The organism is Terrisporobacter glycolicus ATCC 14880 = DSM 1288 (genome assembly GCF_036812735.1).
In the GTDB taxonomy this organism is placed as follows: domain Bacteria; phylum Bacillota; class Clostridia; order Peptostreptococcales; family Peptostreptococcaceae; genus Terrisporobacter; species Terrisporobacter glycolicus.
Window position 1 is genome coordinate 1,485,846 of the sequence record NZ_CP117523.1, and the last position, 19,083, is coordinate 1,504,928.

The 19,083-nt window shown below is 26.9% G+C and carries 18 protein-coding genes, 1 tRNA gene and 1 pseudogene; 14 read left to right on the top strand and 6 right to left on the bottom strand.

All coding sequences use genetic code 11. The annotated features are described in order from the left end of the window. Positions 1-382: 382 nt before the first annotated feature. From TEGL_RS07270 to TEGL_RS07285, 4 genes are all read left to right on the top strand, one after another. Positions 383-1,111, top strand: coding sequence for a LytR/AlgR family response regulator transcription factor (locus tag TEGL_RS07270; RefSeq protein ID WP_018589547.1), 729 nt, complete (start codon positions 383-385; stop codon positions 1,109-1,111). Between the two features lie 26 nt (positions 1,112-1,137). After that, positions 1,138-2,481: a GHKL domain-containing protein gene (locus TEGL_RS07275; protein ID WP_018589548.1), complete on the top strand. Its 1,344-nt coding sequence runs from the start codon at positions 1,138-1,140 to the stop codon at positions 2,479-2,481. Positions 2,482-2,709: 228 nt separating this feature from the next. After that, entirely contained in the window at positions 2,710-3,894 is a 1,185-nt protein-coding gene (locus TEGL_RS07280; RefSeq protein WP_018589549.1) for a diguanylate cyclase, read from the top strand. 721 nt (positions 3,895-4,615) lie between these two features. Then, on the top strand, positions 4,616-5,392 hold the full coding sequence (locus TEGL_RS07285; protein WP_018589550.1) for a sporulation protein: 777 nt from the start codon (positions 4,616-4,618) through the stop codon (positions 5,390-5,392). A gap of 132 nt (positions 5,393-5,524) precedes the next feature. Here TEGL_RS07285 and TEGL_RS07290 read toward each other — a convergent pair whose 3' ends face one another. Together TEGL_RS07290 and TEGL_RS07295 are read right to left on the bottom strand one after the other, a co-directional pair. Then, positions 5,525-5,950 carry a CBS domain-containing protein gene (locus TEGL_RS07290; RefSeq protein ID WP_018589551.1) on the bottom strand — a complete coding sequence of 142 codons (426 nt, stop codon included), beginning with the start codon at positions 5,948-5,950 and terminating at the stop codon, positions 5,525-5,527. 74 nt (positions 5,951-6,024) lie between these two features. Further along, positions 6,025-6,579 (bottom strand): hypothetical protein, encoded by a 555-nt coding sequence (locus tag TEGL_RS07295; protein WP_018589552.1) that lies wholly within the window; start codon positions 6,577-6,579, stop codon positions 6,025-6,027. A gap of 332 nt (positions 6,580-6,911) precedes the next feature. On the opposite strand from TEGL_RS07295, the gene TEGL_RS07300 reads away from it, so the two are divergent. The 4 genes from TEGL_RS07300 (at position 6,912) to TEGL_RS07315 (ending at position 8,185) form a co-directional block, all read left to right on the top strand. Next, entirely contained in the window at positions 6,912-7,295 is a 384-nt protein-coding gene (locus tag TEGL_RS07300; RefSeq protein ID WP_018589553.1) for a hypothetical protein, read from the top strand. 252 nt (positions 7,296-7,547) lie between these two features. After that, positions 7,548-7,623 (top strand) — tRNA-Met (locus TEGL_RS07305). A 95-nt stretch (positions 7,624-7,718) separates the two neighbouring features. Then, positions 7,719-7,910: a YwbE family protein gene (locus tag TEGL_RS07310; protein ID WP_018589554.1), complete on the top strand. Its 192-nt coding sequence runs from the start codon at positions 7,719-7,721 to the stop codon at positions 7,908-7,910. Between the two features lie 20 nt (positions 7,911-7,930). Then, the gene (locus TEGL_RS07315) at positions 7,931-8,185 is read left to right on the top strand and encodes a hypothetical protein (RefSeq protein ID WP_018589555.1); all 255 of its coding nucleotides are present in this window, start codon (positions 7,931-7,933) and stop codon (positions 8,183-8,185) included. Between the two features lie 127 nt (positions 8,186-8,312). Here the strand turns inward: TEGL_RS07315 and TEGL_RS07320 are convergent, their stop codons facing one another. Further along, positions 8,313-8,555, bottom strand: coding sequence for a hypothetical protein (locus TEGL_RS07320; protein WP_018589556.1), 243 nt, complete (start codon positions 8,553-8,555; stop codon positions 8,313-8,315). Between the two features lie 122 nt (positions 8,556-8,677). Here TEGL_RS07320 and TEGL_RS19775 point away from each other — a divergent pair. Continuing rightward, a pseudogene (locus TEGL_RS19775) lies at positions 8,678-8,902 on the top strand (WYL domain-containing protein); the annotation flags it as partial. 30 nt (positions 8,903-8,932) lie between these two features. Continuing rightward, positions 8,933-9,172 (top strand): WYL domain-containing protein, encoded by a 240-nt coding sequence (locus TEGL_RS19780; RefSeq protein WP_242827320.1) that lies wholly within the window; start codon positions 8,933-8,935, stop codon positions 9,170-9,172. 183 nt (positions 9,173-9,355) lie between these two features. Here TEGL_RS19780 and TEGL_RS07325 read toward each other — a convergent pair whose 3' ends face one another. Further along, the gene (locus TEGL_RS07325) at positions 9,356-9,775 is read right to left on the bottom strand and encodes a YjdF family protein (protein WP_018589557.1); all 420 of its coding nucleotides are present in this window, start codon (positions 9,773-9,775) and stop codon (positions 9,356-9,358) included. Positions 9,776-10,137: 362 nt separating this feature from the next. Between TEGL_RS07325 and TEGL_RS07330 the strand changes: the two genes are divergently transcribed. From TEGL_RS07330 to TEGL_RS07340, 3 genes are all read left to right on the top strand, one after another. Further along, positions 10,138-11,280 (top strand): 5-bromo-4-chloroindolyl phosphate hydrolysis family protein, encoded by a 1,143-nt coding sequence (locus tag TEGL_RS07330; RefSeq protein ID WP_018589558.1) that lies wholly within the window; start codon positions 10,138-10,140, stop codon positions 11,278-11,280. 25 nt (positions 11,281-11,305) lie between these two features. Continuing rightward, complete coding sequence (locus TEGL_RS07335; protein WP_018589559.1) at positions 11,306-12,472, top strand: toxic anion resistance protein; 1,167 nt, start codon at positions 11,306-11,308, stop codon at positions 12,470-12,472. 182 nt (positions 12,473-12,654) lie between these two features. Beyond that, positions 12,655-13,887: an SEL1-like repeat protein gene (locus tag TEGL_RS07340; protein ID WP_018589560.1), complete on the top strand. Its 1,233-nt coding sequence runs from the start codon at positions 12,655-12,657 to the stop codon at positions 13,885-13,887. A gap of 115 nt (positions 13,888-14,002) precedes the next feature. Here TEGL_RS07340 and TEGL_RS07345 read toward each other — a convergent pair whose 3' ends face one another. Then, positions 14,003-15,730, bottom strand: a complete 1,728-nt coding sequence (locus TEGL_RS07345; RefSeq protein ID WP_018589561.1) for a methyl-accepting chemotaxis protein — start codon at positions 15,728-15,730, stop codon at positions 14,003-14,005. A 280-nt stretch (positions 15,731-16,010) separates the two neighbouring features. On the opposite strand from TEGL_RS07345, the gene TEGL_RS07350 reads away from it, so the two are divergent. Further along, entirely contained in the window at positions 16,011-18,014 is a 2,004-nt protein-coding gene (locus TEGL_RS07350) for an SH3 domain-containing protein (protein WP_018589562.1), read from the top strand. A gap of 116 nt (positions 18,015-18,130) precedes the next feature. Here the strand turns inward: TEGL_RS07350 and TEGL_RS07355 are convergent, their stop codons facing one another. After that, a complete protein-coding gene (locus TEGL_RS07355; protein WP_018589563.1) occupies positions 18,131-18,874 on the bottom strand; it encodes an FMN-binding protein in 744 nt (247 codons plus the stop codon). Positions 18,875-19,083 lie beyond the last annotated feature (209 nt).

Below are 19,083 nucleotides of genomic sequence, written 5' to 3' on the forward strand. Positions count from 1 at the left end.
ACTAAAAATTCTACCACCAAGGATGAATAATTTTCTACATAGTATAATTTACAATTTACAATTAATTAATAAAATAAAACTTTTATTTATATAAAAAAAATCATAGTATTGATATATTTGTTGGAAAAGAATAATATACCTAATACATACAATAGTGAATGATAAAATCCAATTAAAAATTGAAAAAGTGATAATATGGATCAGTAATTACTACTTTTCCTTACTTTAAAGGCTGTATATATACAGCCTTTTTCCATGTCAAATATTGAAATAATAAAAAAATTCATGTACTAATTAAATAAATTTGATATTATAAATAAGAAATTCAATATTTATTTTGGATTGCTAAATTATAATAAATTTACATTTAGGAGTGTTGCAAATGTTAAATATTTGTTTATGTGATGATGAAATAGATGTTTTAGATTGTTATTCACATAAGATAAATGAAATTTCATATAAGCATAATTATGCATTTAAGATTGAAACCTTTAGGAATGGTGAAAGTTTAATTTTTGATATAGAAGAAGACCCAAATAGATTCAATATAATAATTATAGATATAATAATGAAAAGTATTAATGGAATTGATACAGCAAAGATTTTAAGAAATCGTGGATATAGTGGAATAATAATATTTTTAACTTCAAGTAAAGAGTTTGCACTAGATTCATTTGAAGTAGAACCATTAAACTATATTCTAAAAGATGATAGTAATAACAGGTTTGAAGATATATTTTTAAAGGCTGCTGCTCAAGTTGATAAAAATTGCAATAAGAATATAATTATTTCTAGTAAAAATCAAAATAAGGTTGTTAATTTAGATAGGATTCTTTATATGGAAAGTTTAAATAAAAAAGCTATATTACATAATATTTATGGAGAAAGGGAAGAAGTAAATATTGTTTTTAAGAATATATATGAAAAGATTAAAGAACATGGATTTATTCGTTGTCATAAGTCATACATAATTAATATTGAGTATGTAAAATCATTTAATAATTTGGAATGTAGGTTACAAGGAGGGGTTACTGTGCCAATAGGTAGAAAATATTTAAAAGATTTTAAAAATATGATTGTGGAAAAAGAGTTTGGAAATATATTATTGTAACTTATTTAAAAGAATGAGGTAAGCATATGAGATTAAATCTTGTAGAAGGAATAACTTTTTCATTAATTTATTTTTTTAATAAGTTTTTCATGAATTATGTTAAGGAATTATTGCAACTAAGAAACAAAAGTTTATCAAAAGCATTTCCAATGATTATGTCTATTGTATCAATGGGATTAATTTGTAAAAAAATTTATATTCCAATTGTATATATTTTGATATTTTTAACATATATGGTCTTATTTAAAATAATTTTCTTCGACTCAATAGGAGTCATATATTGCGTAATTATAAATCAAATGTTTCATTTAATGTTATTTAGAGATATTGTTGTAGGAATTTTAAGTGTAATATCAAACAAAAGTATGTACCAAACTGTTCAATGTTATGAAACTTATATATTATCCTTTGGTATATCTAGATTATTAATGTTACTTCTGATGATTAATTTTAAAAGAAGAAGTACATTAGATATGGCAAAAAAACTATTAATTAATAGAAGAAAGCTGCTAATGAGTAATTTATTAGTTGTTAGTTTAGTTATTATATTGCTTAATTCCAACTATACCTACTACTATTCAGGAAATATTAGAACAACTACATGTATTATGCTATTAGAAAGAATTTTAATAGGATTTTGTTTTTATTTTTCATTAAGTATGAAAATTAAATCAATAAAATGGGTGGAGGAAGAAGTTTTGTATAAAACCACTTTGATGAATTTAGAGTATAATAATAATCTAAATAAGAAAGTTGATGAATATTCTAACTTGCTAAAAATGTATAATCATGATTTCAAAAATATATTATTTAATATTAAGGATCTTATTGAGATAGGAAATACAGAAAAAGCTAAGGACATAATATGTGAGTTTGATAAAAAAATTGAAAGTATTAAAACATATAATAAAAAATTTTCAAATAATCCTGTAATTAACACTTTATTTAATAGATTATATGAAGAATGTGAAAATGAAAATATTATTTTTGATTGTGACTGCTATATTGCAAGTAATCTTAGCATAACAGAACTGGATCTGATAAATATATTTAATAATTTGTGCCAAAATGCTTTTGAAGCTTGTATAAATCAAAGTGAGAATGAAAAAAAATGGATAAGCTTTAAAAGTTATGTTAAAGATGATAATTTAATTATCTATCAAAGCAATTCATTTAATGGAAATATAAATTTTAAAAATGATAGATTAATTACTACTAAATCCAATAAAAAAATTCATGGCATAGGTGTGGAAAGTATAAAATATATAGTTTCTGGGGTAAATGGCATGAATATTATAGATGTAGATAAAGAAAAGAGAGAATTTAAATTTTTAATAAAAATACCCTTGTCAATAAAAGAAAAAATATAATGTTTCTTACTATAATTATGCTGTTCGGTTATGAAAAAGTGTCGTTGGCGAAATATATGTGTTTTTGTAATGAAAATAAATTATTATTAAGAGTAAAATATGGTGAAAATTAGTTGTAAAACTAACTTTTTAGTAAATCATAAATAATGATTAAAATAAATATGATAATTTAATATTATACAGAGCGCTTGTAAATTAAATATTTTAATTATTGAAAGGGGAATTTAAATGGATAGTAATACAATAATTAATATATTGGATAATCAAAAAAACGGCATTATAATAATAAACAAATGCAAGGAAGTATTGTATGTAAATAAGACAACTAGAAAATTATTAGGAAATGATTTAAATCAATTATTAGGAGACTATTTAAATTGTAAAAATACAATTATAGAAAAAGTCCATTGTCAAAATACAAGTAAATGTAAGGATTGTATTATTAACAATACTATTGACAATGTTATTCAAACTAAAGAAGAACAAGTACTTAATAGTATTAAAGTAAGTAAAAATAATATGAAGATAGAATTATCAATGAAAATATCTTTATATGAAGATCAATACGTATTAATAGAATTGTTTAACTTAGATATAGAAAATAATCAAATGAATTTTTTAGCATTATTAGCAGATAAATCTAAAGATATAATGTTTTTTAAAAATGAAAAATTAAGATATGTTTATATAAATAAAACATATGCTGATTTTTTAAATAAAGACACAGACTATATTATAGGAAAAAGGGATATTGATTTAGTAAATGAAAATTTGCTTGATAAAAATTTATATGAGCAGTGTTTAGTTGGAGATTATGAAACTTTAGAAAAAGGTTCATATTATTGTGTTGAAACATTAGGAGAAAATTATTTTAGAGTATCTAAGGAAAAGATAGATGGAGGCGTGTTGTGTATAGCTAGAGATATTACTGATGAATTAAAAGCTATAAAAAAATCAGAAAAAGATCAATTAACAGGCATATACAATAGAAATAAGTTTCAAGATATAATAAATAAAATATATTTGAATAAGGAAGATGAATATTATCTTGCCTTGATAGATTTAGATGATTTGAGGAATTTGAACAATAAATATGGTCATCTTAAGGGGGATAAATATCTAAGAACAGTTGGAAAAATTCTTAAAGAAGAAAGTGGTGGCATGTTTTTTAGGATAGGTGGAGATGAATTTGCAGGCCTAATAAGTGGAAAAGAGGTTTCTCCACAATTAGTATTAGAAAATATATTCAAAAAAATTGATGAAACTGATTTAAATCCAAAATTATCTTTAAGTGTAGGTGTTAGTAAATTTAATATTAATAAAGATTACAAAGAAAATTATGAAATAGCAGATAGGATACTTTATGAGGTTAAGAAAAAGGGTAAAGGCAAATTTATTATTAATGATGTATAAAAGTAGAGAAAAAAATAATAAAAAATATGTATAGAAACTCAAAAGTATGTCCATAATTTAAATATCCTAATTAGAAATTCTTTGTTCATTGATTCATTATTTTTTTTCATATATCGCAAAAATAGCCTGGGCAGCGGACATCCAGGCTATTTTTGTGTTTTACTTTAAATCTTGCAAAAGCCATATCTACCAAGCTCATAACCCTTAGTAAACCTAATCACATTCACACTATTATAATCCACCTGAGGAATGCTATTTTCAACAATAATAGTTTGCCCCTAATGTTGGTGATTTATAAAATACTGAAACAAAGCATCTTTCATGCTATTAGGAACTTTTAAAAGAAAGAAAGTTTGGAATAGACAAAACTAAGTCTATTAATCCAACTATATCTAAAAAAGATAAGTACTTCTCATTAAGTGGAGTCAAATAAGTTTTATACAAATTAAATAATAGTAAATGGACCAAATATAAGAATAAAGTTTATTTAAAAGTTGGAACTAATAGTATACAAGTTAAAACTATTGATAATTCAGGAAATGAAAGTGAAGTAGTAAGTAAAAAGATTACGCTTACTGATGATAAAGATGACAATAATAATGAAGGACCTGTAATATCACAAGGAAATAAAATGAGATAATACAATATATCTTCTAAGGTTTGAGAAAACATTAAATTTAGTATAAAATATAGGTACTAAGAAATATATTGGAGGTATATAATGGGGATATTTGATAAAATGATGGCTATAACACTTGGTATAGGTGGCACAAAAATAGACACAATAGTTCACACAAAAAAGATCGTGCCAGGAAAAAGAATAGAAGGAATATGTAAAATAAAAGGTGGTAAAGTAGAGCAATATATAAAAGACATAACAATAGGTGTATATACTAACTACAAACAAGAAGTTGATGATAAAGAAGTAAATAAAACACAACGTATTCAAGAGAATGAAATAAAAATAGATAAAACTATACAACCAGAGGAATTATATGAAATTCCATTTAGTTTTATTTTATATAAAAGAGTACCTATTACAAAGCACAAATCAAAAGTATGGATATCAACATATATGGATATACAAGGGTCAATAGATACATCAGATAGAGATTATATAAATGTAGAACCTAATGAATATATGACAAACGTTTTAAATGCTATATCAGAGTTAGGATTCCATCTTAGAGAAGTTGAAAATGAGTATTGTCCAGCAAGACTGATTAAATATAACTTTGTACAAGAATTTGAATTTATGCCGCTTGGGGGTTATTTTAGAAATAGATTAGATGAACTAGAATTAGTGTTTGTACCAACAAATACTCATGTAGACTTAGTTTTAGAAGTGGACAGAAAAGTTAGAGGAATTAAGAGCTTTATGAGTGAGTATATGGGACTGGATGAAACAAAACTAAGAATGAGACTAGAGAATTCTAGAAAATATACAAGTGATGAAATAAAATATGAAATAGAAAGATTACTAAGAATGTATTCTTAGAATTTGTTATATAGAATTAACTAAGCAACTGGAAGGAAACTTTTAAATCCAGTTGCTATTGAAATGAATATCACCCCTTAAAGTAGACACAGGATAAAAATACCTGTTAAATCTAATTTAAGGGGTGAGTTTTTATTTCACTTCATTACCTGGTTTTGAAATGGAGCTTAAAGCTTGTCCAGCTTCATCAACATGTTTATTTACACTAGCTAAATCACCTAAAGAAAGCATACCAACAATCTTATTATTTTCAACTACTGGTAATCTTCTAATTTGATTTTGGGCCATTAAGCTAGCTGCTTCATGAGCATCTGTATCAGAGCTCACGCTTACCATATTTCCACTCATTACATTCTCTACATTTTGATTAGTATTATTTCCAGCAACACTTCTTAAAACAATATCTCTATCTGTTATTACTCCAACAGGAGTTTTATTATTATCACAAACAGGAACTATTCCAACATCTAAAGATTTCATAATATCTGCTGCATTTTTTATATTAGAACCTGTTGTTACATATGATACATCCTTTGTCATTAGATCTTTTACTTTCACAGTTAAACCCTCCTTTTTTCAAATCAATACTATCTTTTCCTTATTAAAGAGAACATATGCTTATAATTATTGATTTACTTTTTTATTTTTTTAAAGAAATACCCACTCATAATAAGGCCACCAACCAAAGCGTCAATCATATCTTGCATAGTATCTTTTAGCCCACCTGATTGAGTATGCTTACTAAATAATACATCTAATGTATACTCAATTATTTCCAAGAAACCAGATATACCTAGACCAAAGAAAAGAATAAGTATAAGAATGATTATTCTACTAGATGAATTTTGTATATTTAAAAAATTTAATATATTCCAGCCTATTTTAACAGTTATAAATCCTGACCAAAAATGCAAAAAGTCATCATAAATTTTTATTTTGTCATAAAAGTTATAACAAGATCCTAATAAGAACGAAGATAACATAAATAAGTTACCAAATATAAATAAACTTTTATCTATTATAGGATAATTTTTAGAATATAATTTATTTAATACAAAGAGTATAATTAAGCAAGTTGCACTTAATCCACTTTTTCCATATTCACCTTTAAATATAAATAATATTATTGAAAAAATATATATAATATAAAGTATTAAATTAAAGATACTAATTTTTTTATTTTTCATATTTGCACCTACCATTTAGAATATTTATATTTATTATGTGCAAATAGCATATAAATAATTATACGAGTTCTAAATCCTGCAGCTATTAGCTGAAAGTTGAGAATATAATTTTTCCTATTAAAGCCTGAGTTATGTTCAGGCTTTTTTTATGAAAGAAACTTATAGCAAGTAAAATCATTGCAAAGTCTTGACTAAGACGCCCCTCAGGTTGTGCGAAAAATCACTAAATATGCTACTATTACGGTGAGTTAATGTATTTAAGATAATTTGTATTTACACAAAAAGAAAGCCATAATTATAGGAGAATTATTTAAAATGGGGGATAATTTCATATGAACATGTGTGTTGAAATATTGTGGGTTATATTTGTAGTAATTGGAATAATCTGTTCAATTATAATAGGATTAAAATATGTATATAACTATACTGTGAAAAAATTAAAAACAAAATCAATACGAAAAAGAACAGTAAAAGTAGTTGTTAAAGGCAAATATTATTCTCCAGTCTCAGGATCTAATGTGCCTCATGCAGGAGCTATCATAAAATCTGACTCATATAGAGTAGAGATTATTTATGATGAACAATTATATGTACTACATAATAAGCAAGTTTTTGACTCTGTGAATACAGGAGATACATTAGAAATGAATTTAGTAGAATTGGTTGCTAAGGATGAAAATATAATAGGTTCATATTTAGAAGTTATCTCAAATTAATAAGCAAAGTTTAATTCAAGCAAATAAAAGGTCTAATATAGAGCAGGATTATTCTAAAGTAATAAATTTATAATTTGGATATTAGGTGGAATCACATTTATTGTATTAGGTATTTATAATTGTAATTCTAAGAAAACAGTCCATTTGGATTTGGGGTAGATTCAAAAGTTACAAGTTTGGAAAGAATAATTTAATAATAGGTTGTTATATTAAATTATATATGTTATAGTTAATACATAAATCAAATAACAGCGCGGAGTGGAGCAGTTGGCAGCTCGTTGGGCTCATAACCCAAAGGTCACAGGTTCGAGTCCTGTCTCCGCAACCAATTAATACTATGAATATAAAACTCTTATATCACTTGATATAAGAGTTTTTTTAAAATATAACAAAGTTATTTTTTAATAAAAAGAGGAAATTAATATGAATGGACAAAATAGAGACAATATAAAAATAGGAAGTAAAGTATTAGTAGTTCAAAAACAAGATCAAAGAACTGGAAAATTAACAGAGGGTGTGGTATCTAAAATACTTACAAATTCTAAAACTCATCCCCATGGAATCAAGGTTATGCTTGAAAGTGGCATAGTTGGTAGAGTTCAAGAAATTTTATAAATATATTTTAAGGAGATTTTATGATAAAAAGAGAATTTGAAATAAATGATATAGCCTATCTTGCAAAAAATAGAAGAATAAAGGCACATATAGATGGAAGTGAAACTAACACAAAGAATATTTCTTTAAAAGCAGGAGATGCAGTTAAAATACTAGATTATTATGAAATAGAAAAGTATGGATATTCATATGAAGCAGAGTTAAAAAAAGATGGAACAACATATGTAATAAGAAAGCATCTAAGTCAATCAGACTTAAGACCTAAAAAAGTTTAAATTTGAGTAAATTTATAAATTTAATATATTGTTAAGAAAGAGAGTTTTAGCCTAAGACTCTCTTTTTCAGTTTTAAAAAGCAATGTATATAATTAAAAATGAACTTCTTGTAAAGACTAGAGGAGTCTTAGTAAAAACGTTGAAATAGTATAGTAACTTCATAATCAGGTATTTTTTCTATAAATTCATCCTTCAAATCAAAAATAGTTAAATTACTTTTTTGAATAACTTCACCATTACATCTAATATGCTCAGTAGAATTAGATGGTATAGTAGTAAAAGAAACTATATTATTTTTTTCAAATTCATCAACTTTTAAATTATCTGAGAATGATGATATAATTCTATTAAATTTTTTTGAAAATTTCATTTACAATAACCTCCATATTTTATATATTGTTTGTAACAAATTAAATATATCAAAGTAAATTTGACATCAGTATGTCAAGGTTATAGATAAATTAATATTGAAAAAATAAAAAAGCTTTAAATGATAATAAACACCTATCGTTTGAATACTATGGTGTTAATAGAAAGAAAGGTAAGCGTTGCGTAGAACCATATAAATTAATACTAAAAGAAAATAACTGGTATTTACAAGGATATTGTACTTTAAGAGAAAATTTTAGAGTATTTAAATTATCCAGGATATCAAATATTGAAATACTAGAATCCACATTTACACTTAGGGAATTTAAATCAAAACCATTAGACTGAAGTGGATGTATAGATAAAAGGCTTTTTACTATAAAACTTCTAGTTGATTGGTCTCTTAGGAAACAAACGGTTGAAAGATGTGGGGAAGAGCGTGTAAAAGATTATGGTGATGATAAATTTATAGTCGACTTTCCTTTTGTAGATCATGATTTAGGATATAATATATTAATGGGATTTGGAGATAAATGTGAATGTTTATCTCCAGAACATGTACGTATAGAACTTGTTAATCGTATACAAAAACTACTGAAAATCTATAAAGAATATTAAAAACGATGCATTAGGTTAGTCATACATCAAAAAAGTGAACTTTTTTAATTTAGTATTCTTAATGAGAAATTCATTATTTACTGGTATGAGTATATACAAATTAATGCCCTTAGAATCCACTTGTTTAGATTCAAAGGGCATTTTTACTAAACATATTTAAATGCATTTTTAGAAAAAATTTCATTAATGGCCTTTATGTTTTTCTTTTTTCTTCATCTGTTTTAATTCATACATTTTGTCGTGTTCTGATTCTTTTCTTTCTTTTCTTTTTTTTCTTCGTTCAACTTTAGCTGATTCATGTTGAAGTTTAATAGCGTTTTGAGCTTTTGTACCCATACCTTTTTCTTTTTGTTGTTTCTTTACTTCTCTTTGTAATCTCTTGTAATTAGTTTTCTTTTGAGTAGAGAATGTTTGAGATTTGATTTTTTTAAATGGAATCTGATTATAGTTTTTTAGTATAAATTCATATAATTGAGCTTCTGTAGGTTCTGATCCTAAGAATACTCTTGCCACACTATATTCATTTTCACTTTCACCTTCAAAAGTACCAACCCAAAATTGATTTTGAAATAATACTGTTAATTTGCAACTACTTTGTATCATAAATAACTCCTCCTGTAATTTTATTACAAAAGAATGGACAACCCAGGAGGGCAGGTTACTGCTATTTTACAAATAGGTTCGGACTACCAACCGAAACTGTGTTTTTATCTCTCAAATATATTATATCAAAAGTTTTATAGTATGTGTAGAGTTCGAAAATTGCTTAATTTGTAATTTTTACTAAATCTGGATGATAACTCTAACTATATAAAGGCTAATAATATTAACTCAAAGTAAATTTCAGGTTATCAGTTACAATTAATTAACTTATAATATATAATAAACTTAAAATATTATCACAAGGATATAGTATATATCTAGATTTATGTTAATAATAAGAAAAATAATCTGGAGGCAATATAATGAATAAAAAGGACTTTTCTAATTTAGAAGATCAAATTATGTCTACAGTTAGCAGTGCACTAAAAGCAATAGATATTGCTAATCTAAAAAGAGATATTAACTATAAAACTGAAGACACTCTAAATCAATTTAAATCAAAGTTCAATGAATATGGTGTAAAATACATGGGCTTAAATAAAAAATCTAAAAATGATATATCAAAATACATTAGTAAAAGACCAGCTGGAAGTATATCAGGAATACTTTATATAGTGTTTGGAGCTGGTGGAAGTGTAATTTATGGTTCTTCAGTGGGGTTATATCTAATAGCTAATTCACTATTTAGTAATTTTATTGTAGGTAGCCAAGTTGTTACGGGAGTTTTAGTTTTATTTTTTGTAGGAAGTGTAGGATTATTATTAAAAGGAATAAATGTAAGAAAAAGAGTAAAGCGTTTTAAGACTTATGTAAGAGTTATTGACGACAATAGTTATTTCTTAATTGATGACTTAGCAAAATTTGTTAAAGAGAAAAAGAGTTTTATACTTAAAGACTTACGTAAAATGATTGATTTAGGCATGTTTTTAGAAGGACATATAGATGAAGAAAAAACATATTTTATGTTAAATGATGAAGTTTATAGTGATTATTTAAATTTGAAAAAGGAACAAATAGCCAAAGAAACTAATAAAGAAAAATTGAAAGAAGAAATAAATAATTCAGGAAAAGAAGAAATAGAATCTACTGTTAAAATAGGAAGAAATTATATTGAACAAATCAAAGCCGTAAAAAATGAGTTTTACAGAGAAGAAATAGCTATAAAGTTAGACAAATTGGGAAACATTGCAGATCAAATACTTAATCAAGTTGAAAAAAATCCTAAAAAGACACAAGAAGTTAATAAATTTATAAATCATTACCTTCCAATTACTATAAAACTAATAAACTCATACAAAGAGTTAAATAATCAAGTAGTTCAAGGTGATAATATAAAAAATGCTAAAATTCAAATTGAAAAGAGTATTGATCTTATTAATAATGCTTTTGAAAATTTATTAGATTATTTATTTGAAGATGTTGTTTTAGATATTTCCACAGATATCTCTGTTCTTAAAACATTATTTAAACAAGAAGGATTAGGAGAAGAAGATTTTAAAAAGTAAATAAAAATAATAGGGAGGCATTAAAATGAGTGATGAATTCAAAGATAAGTCTATTGATATAAAGCCGGAATTAACTTTTCAATCATTTGAGGAGGAAGCTCCGGATATAAAAATAAAAGAGGAAAAAGCAGAAGAAAAAATAATAGAAGAAAAAATAACTGATGAAATACAACTGACAGAAGAAGAGAAAAAAATGGTAGATCAATTTGTAAATAAAATAGAAATAAGTAATTCAAATTCTATTTTACAATATGGTGTAGGTGCTCAAAAGAAAATTTCTGATTTTTCACAAGCAGCATTAAATGATGTTAGAACCAAAGATTTAGGTGAAATTGGAGAAATACTATCTAGTGTAGTTCTTGAGTTAAAAAACTTTGAAGAAGGTGAAGAGAAAAAAGGAATTTTTGGTTTATTTAAAAAAGGCAAAGACAAAGTTTCGAAGATGAAAGTAAATTATGAAAATGTAGAAAATAATATCACTAAAATGTGCAATGTTCTTGAAAAGCATCAAATACAGCTTTTAAAAGATATTGCCATGCTAGATAGAATGTATGAAATAAACAAAGTATATTTTAAAGAGCTATATATGTATATCTTAGCTGGGAAAAAGAAACTTCAAAAATTAGAAAAAGAAGAACTTCCTAAATTGCAAGAAAAAGCAAAAAAAAGCGGTAATCCTCAGGATGCTCAAGAATTAAATGATTTTATTGCTCTTTGTAATCGATTTGAAAAGAAAATTCACGACTTAGAATTAACCAAAATGATTTCTTTACAAATGGCTCCTCAAATTCGATTAATTCAAAACAATGACACCTTAATGTCTGAAAAAATACAATCTACAATTATAAATACTATTCCACTTTGGAAAAGTCAAATAGTGTTAGCACTTGGAGTTGCTCATGCTACTGATGCTGCCAGAGTCCAAAGAGAAGTAACAGATATGACAAATGAACTTTTACGCAAAAACGCAGAAATATTAAAAACTTCAACAATAGAAACTGCAAAAGAATCTGAAAGAGGAATTGTTGATATTGAAACACTTAGAGCTACTAATGAATCGTTGATTTCAACTCTTGATGAAATTCTTAATATACAAACAGAAGGACGTGAAAAACGTAGGGAAGCTGAAGCTGAATTAAGAAATATTGAAAATCAATTAAAAAATAAGCTTATAGATTTTAAATATAAGTAAAGAAGAAATAATGACTAGCTGTAAATAAGCTTATAAATGGTAAGAAAGTTTATAGTAGTAAATATATAAAATAAATAAATGAAAGGGCTATACAAAAATGTGTAGCCCTTCTTAACTTTGTGCTATAATTACCTAAGAAAAAACAAATTTATTAATGTAAATAATAGTTAGGAGGGGAATATATGAGCAACTTTGATGATGATATACTTGAGTTCAATGAAATAGATTCTTACAAGAAATTAAAAGATGCAAAAGAATTTCTTTGTGGAGAAAATGGAGAACAAAATTTTGAGGAATTTTTGGTTTTGAGTAAAATGTCAGCACTTCAAGGCAATGACCACAGCCAGTACATAATGGGGATTTTTTATGAAGATGGTATGGAAGGGTTGGAAGATTATTTTCAAATAGAAATAGAAGCCGATGAAAAATATTATAAAATGAGAAATAATGAAAAAGCCTTAGAGCTTTATAAAAAATCAGCTAATCAAGGTCATAAAGATGCCCAGTACGCCCTTGGAAATATGTATTTTAAAGGAACTGGCACTGAAACTGATTATGAAAAAGCCCTTTATTGGTTCAAAAGCTCTAAGACAGAGTTTGCTTGTTTTAATGTGGGATGTTTCTATGAAAATGGACTAGGTGTAAATCAAAATTATAAAACTGCTATTAAGTGGTACGAAAAAGCTGCACAACTTGGAAACTCCAATGCTGCCTATAATTTAGGTGTTATGTATAAAATGGGGCAAGGCTGTGAAATAGATTATGAGAAAGCTATAAAGTGGTATAAAAAAGCATGCGAACAAAACAATAAAAGTGCTCTTTATAATTTGGGACTTATGTATTCAAATGGTGAAGGTGTAGAAATAGATTGTAAAAAAGCTATTAATATTTTTGAAAAAGCTGCCGAACATGGAAGTGAATTAGCCATGTATCAACTTGGTTATATGTATAATCAAGGTATAGGCGTAGAGGAGGACTTGGAGCAAGCCAGAATATGGTATGAAAAATCTGCAAACTTAGGATGCTCTGATGCTCAGTGTAATTTGGGATATTTCTATCAAGAGGGATTAGGAATAGAGCAAAACTACGAAAAGGCTAAAATATGGTATGAAAAAGCCATAGAACAAGGTGAATATCTTGCAAAAAGTAATTTGGCAGAGATGTATATTTTTGGTCATGGAGTAGAAGTAAATTTAAATAAAGCTTTACATCTTTATGTAGAGGCATTAATTGATGCCAAAGAAATTGGTGATAAAGAAGAAATGTCAATAATTTTATTTAATATGGCTGAAATATATGAAATAGGATATGGAACGGAAACTGATTTAGATAAAGCTAAAAAATTATATGAAGAGTCTGCTGGTTATGGTTTAGAAGAAGCAAATGAAAGACTTGATAATTTAAAAATGAAATAAAATAAAAAAGCATACCTTTAAGGTATGCTTTTTTATTTTGTATATAATCTAAAACCTCATCATTATAAGGTTTATATAATATTTGTATAATAAGATTTGCTCACTTAATTTTATCTTAAATCTGGCCTTTTACAAATTCCCCTTTCATCTTAAAATTACTAATTGTATCTTTTAGTACTTGAGCTTGCGCTGATAATTCTTCACTTGATGCAGCACTTTCTTCTGCTGTTGCACTATTGTTTTGTACTACGTCTGATATCTGCTCAACGCCTATGTTTACCTGTGCTATGGCTACTGTTTGCTGGCTATTTGCATCTGCAATATTTTGTATTACCTGAGCAGTTTGATTAGAGCTATTTATCACTAGTTGCAATGATTTTGCTGTTTCACCTACAATATTTCTTCCGTTTTCTACTGCATTAAGGGCAGTTTCAATTAATATTGCAGTATTTTTTGCACTTTCTGCAGATTTACCTGCTAGATTACGAACTTCATCTGAAACAACTGCAAATCCTTTACCAGCTTCTCCTGCTCTTGCTGCTTCAACTGCTGCATTTAAAGCTAATATATTAGTTTGAAAAGCTATATCATCAATATTTTTTATTATTTTACTAATCTCATTTGAAGCATTACTTATATCATTCATAGCTGCAATCATTTCATTCATTTGTTCATGTCCTTTAGTTGTAGCTACAGTTGCTTCCCTGGAAACTTCTTGAGCTCTTTGTGCGTTTTGAGCGGTATCATTTATTTGATTTGAAATTTCATTTACTGTTGATGCTAGTTCTTGAACAGAGCTCGCTTGTTCTGTAGCTCCTTGAGCGAGTTCTTGTGCTCCAGCAGATACTTGCTGAGAACCTATAGCAACTTGATCTGAAGTTGATGAAATTTGAGATACCATAGAGTTTAGCCCATATATTAAATCATTTATATTAGTTTCTAATTTTTTAAATTGGCCTACATATTCTTTTTCAAGTTTTATATCTAGATTACCACCAGCCATTTTTTCTAAAACCGTAGATATTTCATCTATGTAATCTTGATAATTAGTAAGTTGAGAAATCGTTTCATTGAAAGCCTCCGCCAGCTGTCCAGCCTCATCATTTGAATGGACTTCTAAATCAACATCAAAATCTCCTTGTGCTATATCATGAGCTATTTTAGTTATTTTTTTTATTGGTTTAGTTATTGAACTAGCAATAATATAGATTATACCAGCTACAAGGATTAACACTATCAGCGCTACACCTACTACTCCCATGATTGTTTTTTTATTACCATCACTTATTAATCCATCTACAGTATCCATAGGAACTCCACAGAAGTAAGCACCTATTATATTGTTGCTATCATCATGCATTGGTACATAACCTGTTAAATATTTTTTACCCTGTATTTCTGCTTCTCCAAAATAAGATTCACCTTTTGATAATGCTTTGTGTGCTTCGCCTGCTGGATCTAAAGTTGTTCCAATAGCCCTTTTACCTTGTTCATCTTTTACAGTTGATAGTATTCTCGTATAGGTATCATTATTTTTAGCAAAGACTGTTGCAACTAAATTCATATTTTTAGAAAATTTATCAATATATTCATGACTATCTTCTATTGATTTACCATTAGCATTAACTAACTCACCATTGTTATTTTTTATAGTTCCAAATTGTTCTTTTAAGTATAATTGTAACATATTGTTACTACCTTCTATTCTTTCAGTATATTCATATCCTACAACTTGCTCAATCGTTGATGAACTTTTTTTAATTCCAATTCCTACTACCAATAATAAGGAAATAATAAACATCACTAATACACTAGAAATAATTTTAATTTTTATACTTTTCATTTAGCTTCTCCTCTGGCTTTCATGTACAAGATTTTTAATATTACTTATCTTTTATTTACGACAAAAATAATAAAGTCTGTATATCTTCACAAACTTTATTTTTAAATAACTTAAGAAGATACTCTATAGGGTCTATAATTGTGTAATAATGTCAATATATGAGTAAAATAGAATTAATTTGGCATAAATGATAAGAATATGAACTATGTTGTTTAAAAAGGTATATACTGATATACTATAGGTATAATGTGTCATAAAATGGAAAGGGGGGAGCCAAATTATGGATAAAAGAATAAATAAACGCTTAATGATAGTACTATCAGGGGTCTTAATGAGTAGAGTATTATCAACAAGTGTTCTTTCTCATGCAGAAAATAATGATGAAGCAACATCTGAGCTATCAATACAGAATTTAAATGAAAGAAATACGATAAAAAAAGGAAAAGTTATAGCAAGTTCATTAAATGTAAGATCAGGTGCTTCAAGTAGTAGTTCTAAGATTGGCTCACTGAAAAAGGGGGCAATTGTTCAGATAGAAAGTATGTCATCTAGTGGGTGGTATAAAATTAAGTATGGGAATAAACATGGATATGTAAGTGGACAATATGTAGAGGTTTTAAATAATTCAAATGACTCATCAGTGCAAGCAACAGTAATAAAAAAAGGAAAAATAAATACAAATACACTTAATGTAAGAAGCGGTGCGTCAACAAATAGTTCGAAAATAGGAACATTATCAAAAGGTACGATAGTTGAAGTAGTAAAAGTAGAAAAAAATGGATGGTACAAAATTAAGTATAAAAAAGGCTATGGATATGTAAGTTCATCATATGTAGTAGATATAAATTCTAACGATAATACAGATAATGATACATCAAGTGAAACAACAGTAATAAAAAAAGGAAAAATAAATACAAATACACTTAACGTAAGAAGTGGTACGTCAACAAATAGTTCGAAAATAGGAACATTATCAAAAGGTACGATAGTTGAAATAGTAAAGGTAGAAAAAAATGGATGGTACAAAATTAAGTATAAAAAAGGCTGTGGATATGTAAGTTCATCATATGTTATAGATATAAATTCTAACGATAATACAGATAATGATACATCAAATGGAGAAACAGTAATAAAAAAAGGAAAGATAAATGCAGATATACTTAACGTAAGAAGTGAGGCATCAGCAAGTAGCTCAAAATTAGGAACACTATTAAAAGGCACTGTAGTTGAGATAGTAAAAGTAGAAAAAAATGGCTGGTATAAAATCAAGTATAAAAAAGGCTATGGCTATGTAAGTGGACAATACGTAGTAGATTTAAATGATTCATCAGGTGGAACAACAGTAATAAAAAAAGGAAAAATAAATACAAATACACTTAACGTAAGAAGTAGTGCGTCAACAAATAGTTCGAAAATAGGAACATTATCAAAAGGTACTATAGTTGAGATAGTAAAAGTAGAAAAAAATGGCTGGTATAAAATTAAGTATAAGAAAGGTTATGGATATATAAGTTCATCATATGTAGTAGACATAGACTCTAGTAGTGAATCAGATAGAGTTTATAAAAATCCACCAGGATATATTCAATTAAAAGATAAGATAAGTGTAAGTGGTGCGGGAAAAAGCCTAGTTAAAGGAACAATGGGACTTAGAGTTGCAAAAGTTCAAAGAAAATTAGGTATGGGTCGCGTATGGGAAATTGTGGGACCAAATACAATGTCTAAGGTCAAAGCTTTTCAAAAGAAAAATGGCCTAAAAGTAACTGGTGTAGTTGATCTTACTACGTGGAAAAAAATGGGATTTAGTGAGTCTTCTTGGTATTCATTAGATTCATATGTAACTCCAGTTAAGACAAACTCAAAGTCAACAAGATCAGACCTTGTGGAACAAATGATAAGGACTGCAGAAAGTTATTTAGGTACAGAATATGTAGTTGGTGCTGCTGGTCCTCCAGGAAGTGGAATTGATTGTAGTGGTTTAGTTATGCAAGCTATGTATTCAATAGGAATTGACCCAGCTCCAGTGAGTGTAACTCGTCACACTCAACCAGGGTATGAGTATGAGTCTAGAAACCTTTGGAATCTTCCAACACTAAAAACAGTTCAAACTCCACAAAGAGGAGATTTAGTATTCTATAAAAATAGTGCAGGGCAAGTAATACATGTAGCTATATATTTAGGAAATAATAGAGTAATAGAGTCTTGGCCAGAAAAAGTTGTAAATTGGCCATTAATACATCCTGAAAGGGCACTAATAAAGGGTTATAAAAGAGTTTTAGGTTAATAAATAGTTAATTAAAATGAAGATACTCCCTCTAAGACATACAGTTTTAATAATAAAATTGTTGTCATGAAGGGAGTATTTTTAAATTCATATTATACAAAATTAATAGCTAATTTTTATTTACCTGCTTTGGATAAGGCATCTCTCGCAGCTTCTATAACTCCTTTTGAAGAATAAGTTGAACCACTTACCACATCAACATTATATGTCTGTTTATCTATTATCTCCTTAGGGATAGAATCAAAAGCCGGTCCATAAAATCTTTCGCCTGATTCATTATGACTAACTATTGAAATCTCATTTATGACTCCATCCTTTATAGTAACTAGAACTTTAAGGTCTGGACCATATCCATATCCAGTACCTTCATATACTCCATCTTTATAGTCACCTCTTATATTACTTTCATTTGTACTTATTTTAGGATTTAGATCTGATTTAATACTATTGACAACTTTATCAAGTCCAACAAACCCTCCAACTTCAAATATATGTAATGTTGTAACAATAATAAGCAAGGCAGTTAACTCTCTATGCCTTTGCATCCATGTTTTTCCAATGTTTTTCTTATTAATAAATGTATACCATAAAAGGAGCCCTATTATTAGACCGACTGTTCCATAATTAAAGCTTATAATTGAATATGATGAAAGAACTCCGTGAATAAATGATGATAGTAAAAACAAGTATCCCAAGTTAATGTGATTCTTTCTTAAAAACTTATTTATTTTTATTAATAGCTCATTATTACAATCTATTTTTATTTTCTTTTGTAGAATTTTCAGTATCCATATGATGCTTAGGAGTATTCCTGATATTACTGCTATCCAGGCAAATAAAATATTAAAAAATAAAGTCATAATACCTCCAGATGTTTTTTAGTTAATATTATATCACTACTTTTTATTTAGTTTTACCTTTTTTAGTATATTTATAGATTATTATATTAAACCTTTGCAATGAAAAATTTAATATAAACATGGATAAAAGTATAAAATTATTACTTAAATATACAATCTAGTATACAATTTTATTATAATATGAAATAGTTAAATAAGAATTTTAATTG

Excerpts from the sequence above, each read along its gene's own strand:
- TEGL_RS07270 (WP_018589547.1), top strand. The coding sequence starts at position 383 with ATGTTAAATATTTGTTTATGTGATGATGAAATAGATGTTTTAGATTGT.
- TEGL_RS07300 (WP_018589553.1), top strand. The coding sequence starts at position 6,912 with ATGAACATGTGTGTTGAAATATTGTGGGTTATATTTGTAGTAATTGGA.
- TEGL_RS07345 (WP_018589561.1), bottom strand. The coding sequence starts at position 15,730 with ATGAAAAGTATAAAAATTAAAATTATTTCTAGTGTATTAGTGATGTTT.
- TEGL_RS07310 (WP_018589554.1), top strand. The coding sequence starts at position 7,719 with ATGAATGGACAAAATAGAGACAATATAAAAATAGGAAGTAAAGTATTA.
- TEGL_RS07330 (WP_018589558.1), top strand. The coding sequence starts at position 10,138 with ATGAATAAAAAGGACTTTTCTAATTTAGAAGATCAAATTATGTCTACA.
- TEGL_RS07335 (WP_018589559.1), top strand. The coding sequence starts at position 11,306 with ATGAGTGATGAATTCAAAGATAAGTCTATTGATATAAAGCCGGAATTA.
- TEGL_RS07280 (WP_018589549.1), top strand. The coding sequence starts at position 2,710 with ATGGATAGTAATACAATAATTAATATATTGGATAATCAAAAAAACGGC.
- TEGL_RS07350 (WP_018589562.1), top strand. The coding sequence starts at position 16,011 with ATGGATAAAAGAATAAATAAACGCTTAATGATAGTACTATCAGGGGTC.
- TEGL_RS07275 (WP_018589548.1), top strand. The coding sequence starts at position 1,138 with ATGAGATTAAATCTTGTAGAAGGAATAACTTTTTCATTAATTTATTTT.
- TEGL_RS07340 (WP_018589560.1), top strand. The coding sequence starts at position 12,655 with ATGAGCAACTTTGATGATGATATACTTGAGTTCAATGAAATAGATTCT.
- TEGL_RS07285 (WP_018589550.1), top strand. The coding sequence starts at position 4,616 with ATGGGGATATTTGATAAAATGATGGCTATAACACTTGGTATAGGTGGC.
- TEGL_RS07320 (WP_018589556.1), bottom strand. The coding sequence starts at position 8,555 with ATGAAATTTTCAAAAAAATTTAATAGAATTATATCATCATTCTCAGAT.
- TEGL_RS07355 (WP_018589563.1), bottom strand. The coding sequence starts at position 18,874 with ATGACTTTATTTTTTAATATTTTATTTGCCTGGATAGCAGTAATATCA.
- TEGL_RS07295 (WP_018589552.1), bottom strand. The coding sequence starts at position 6,579 with ATGAAAAATAAAAAAATTAGTATCTTTAATTTAATACTTTATATTATA.
- TEGL_RS07325 (WP_018589557.1), bottom strand. The coding sequence starts at position 9,775 with ATGATACAAAGTAGTTGCAAATTAACAGTATTATTTCAAAATCAATTT.
- TEGL_RS07315 (WP_018589555.1), top strand. The coding sequence starts at position 7,931 with ATGATAAAAAGAGAATTTGAAATAAATGATATAGCCTATCTTGCAAAA.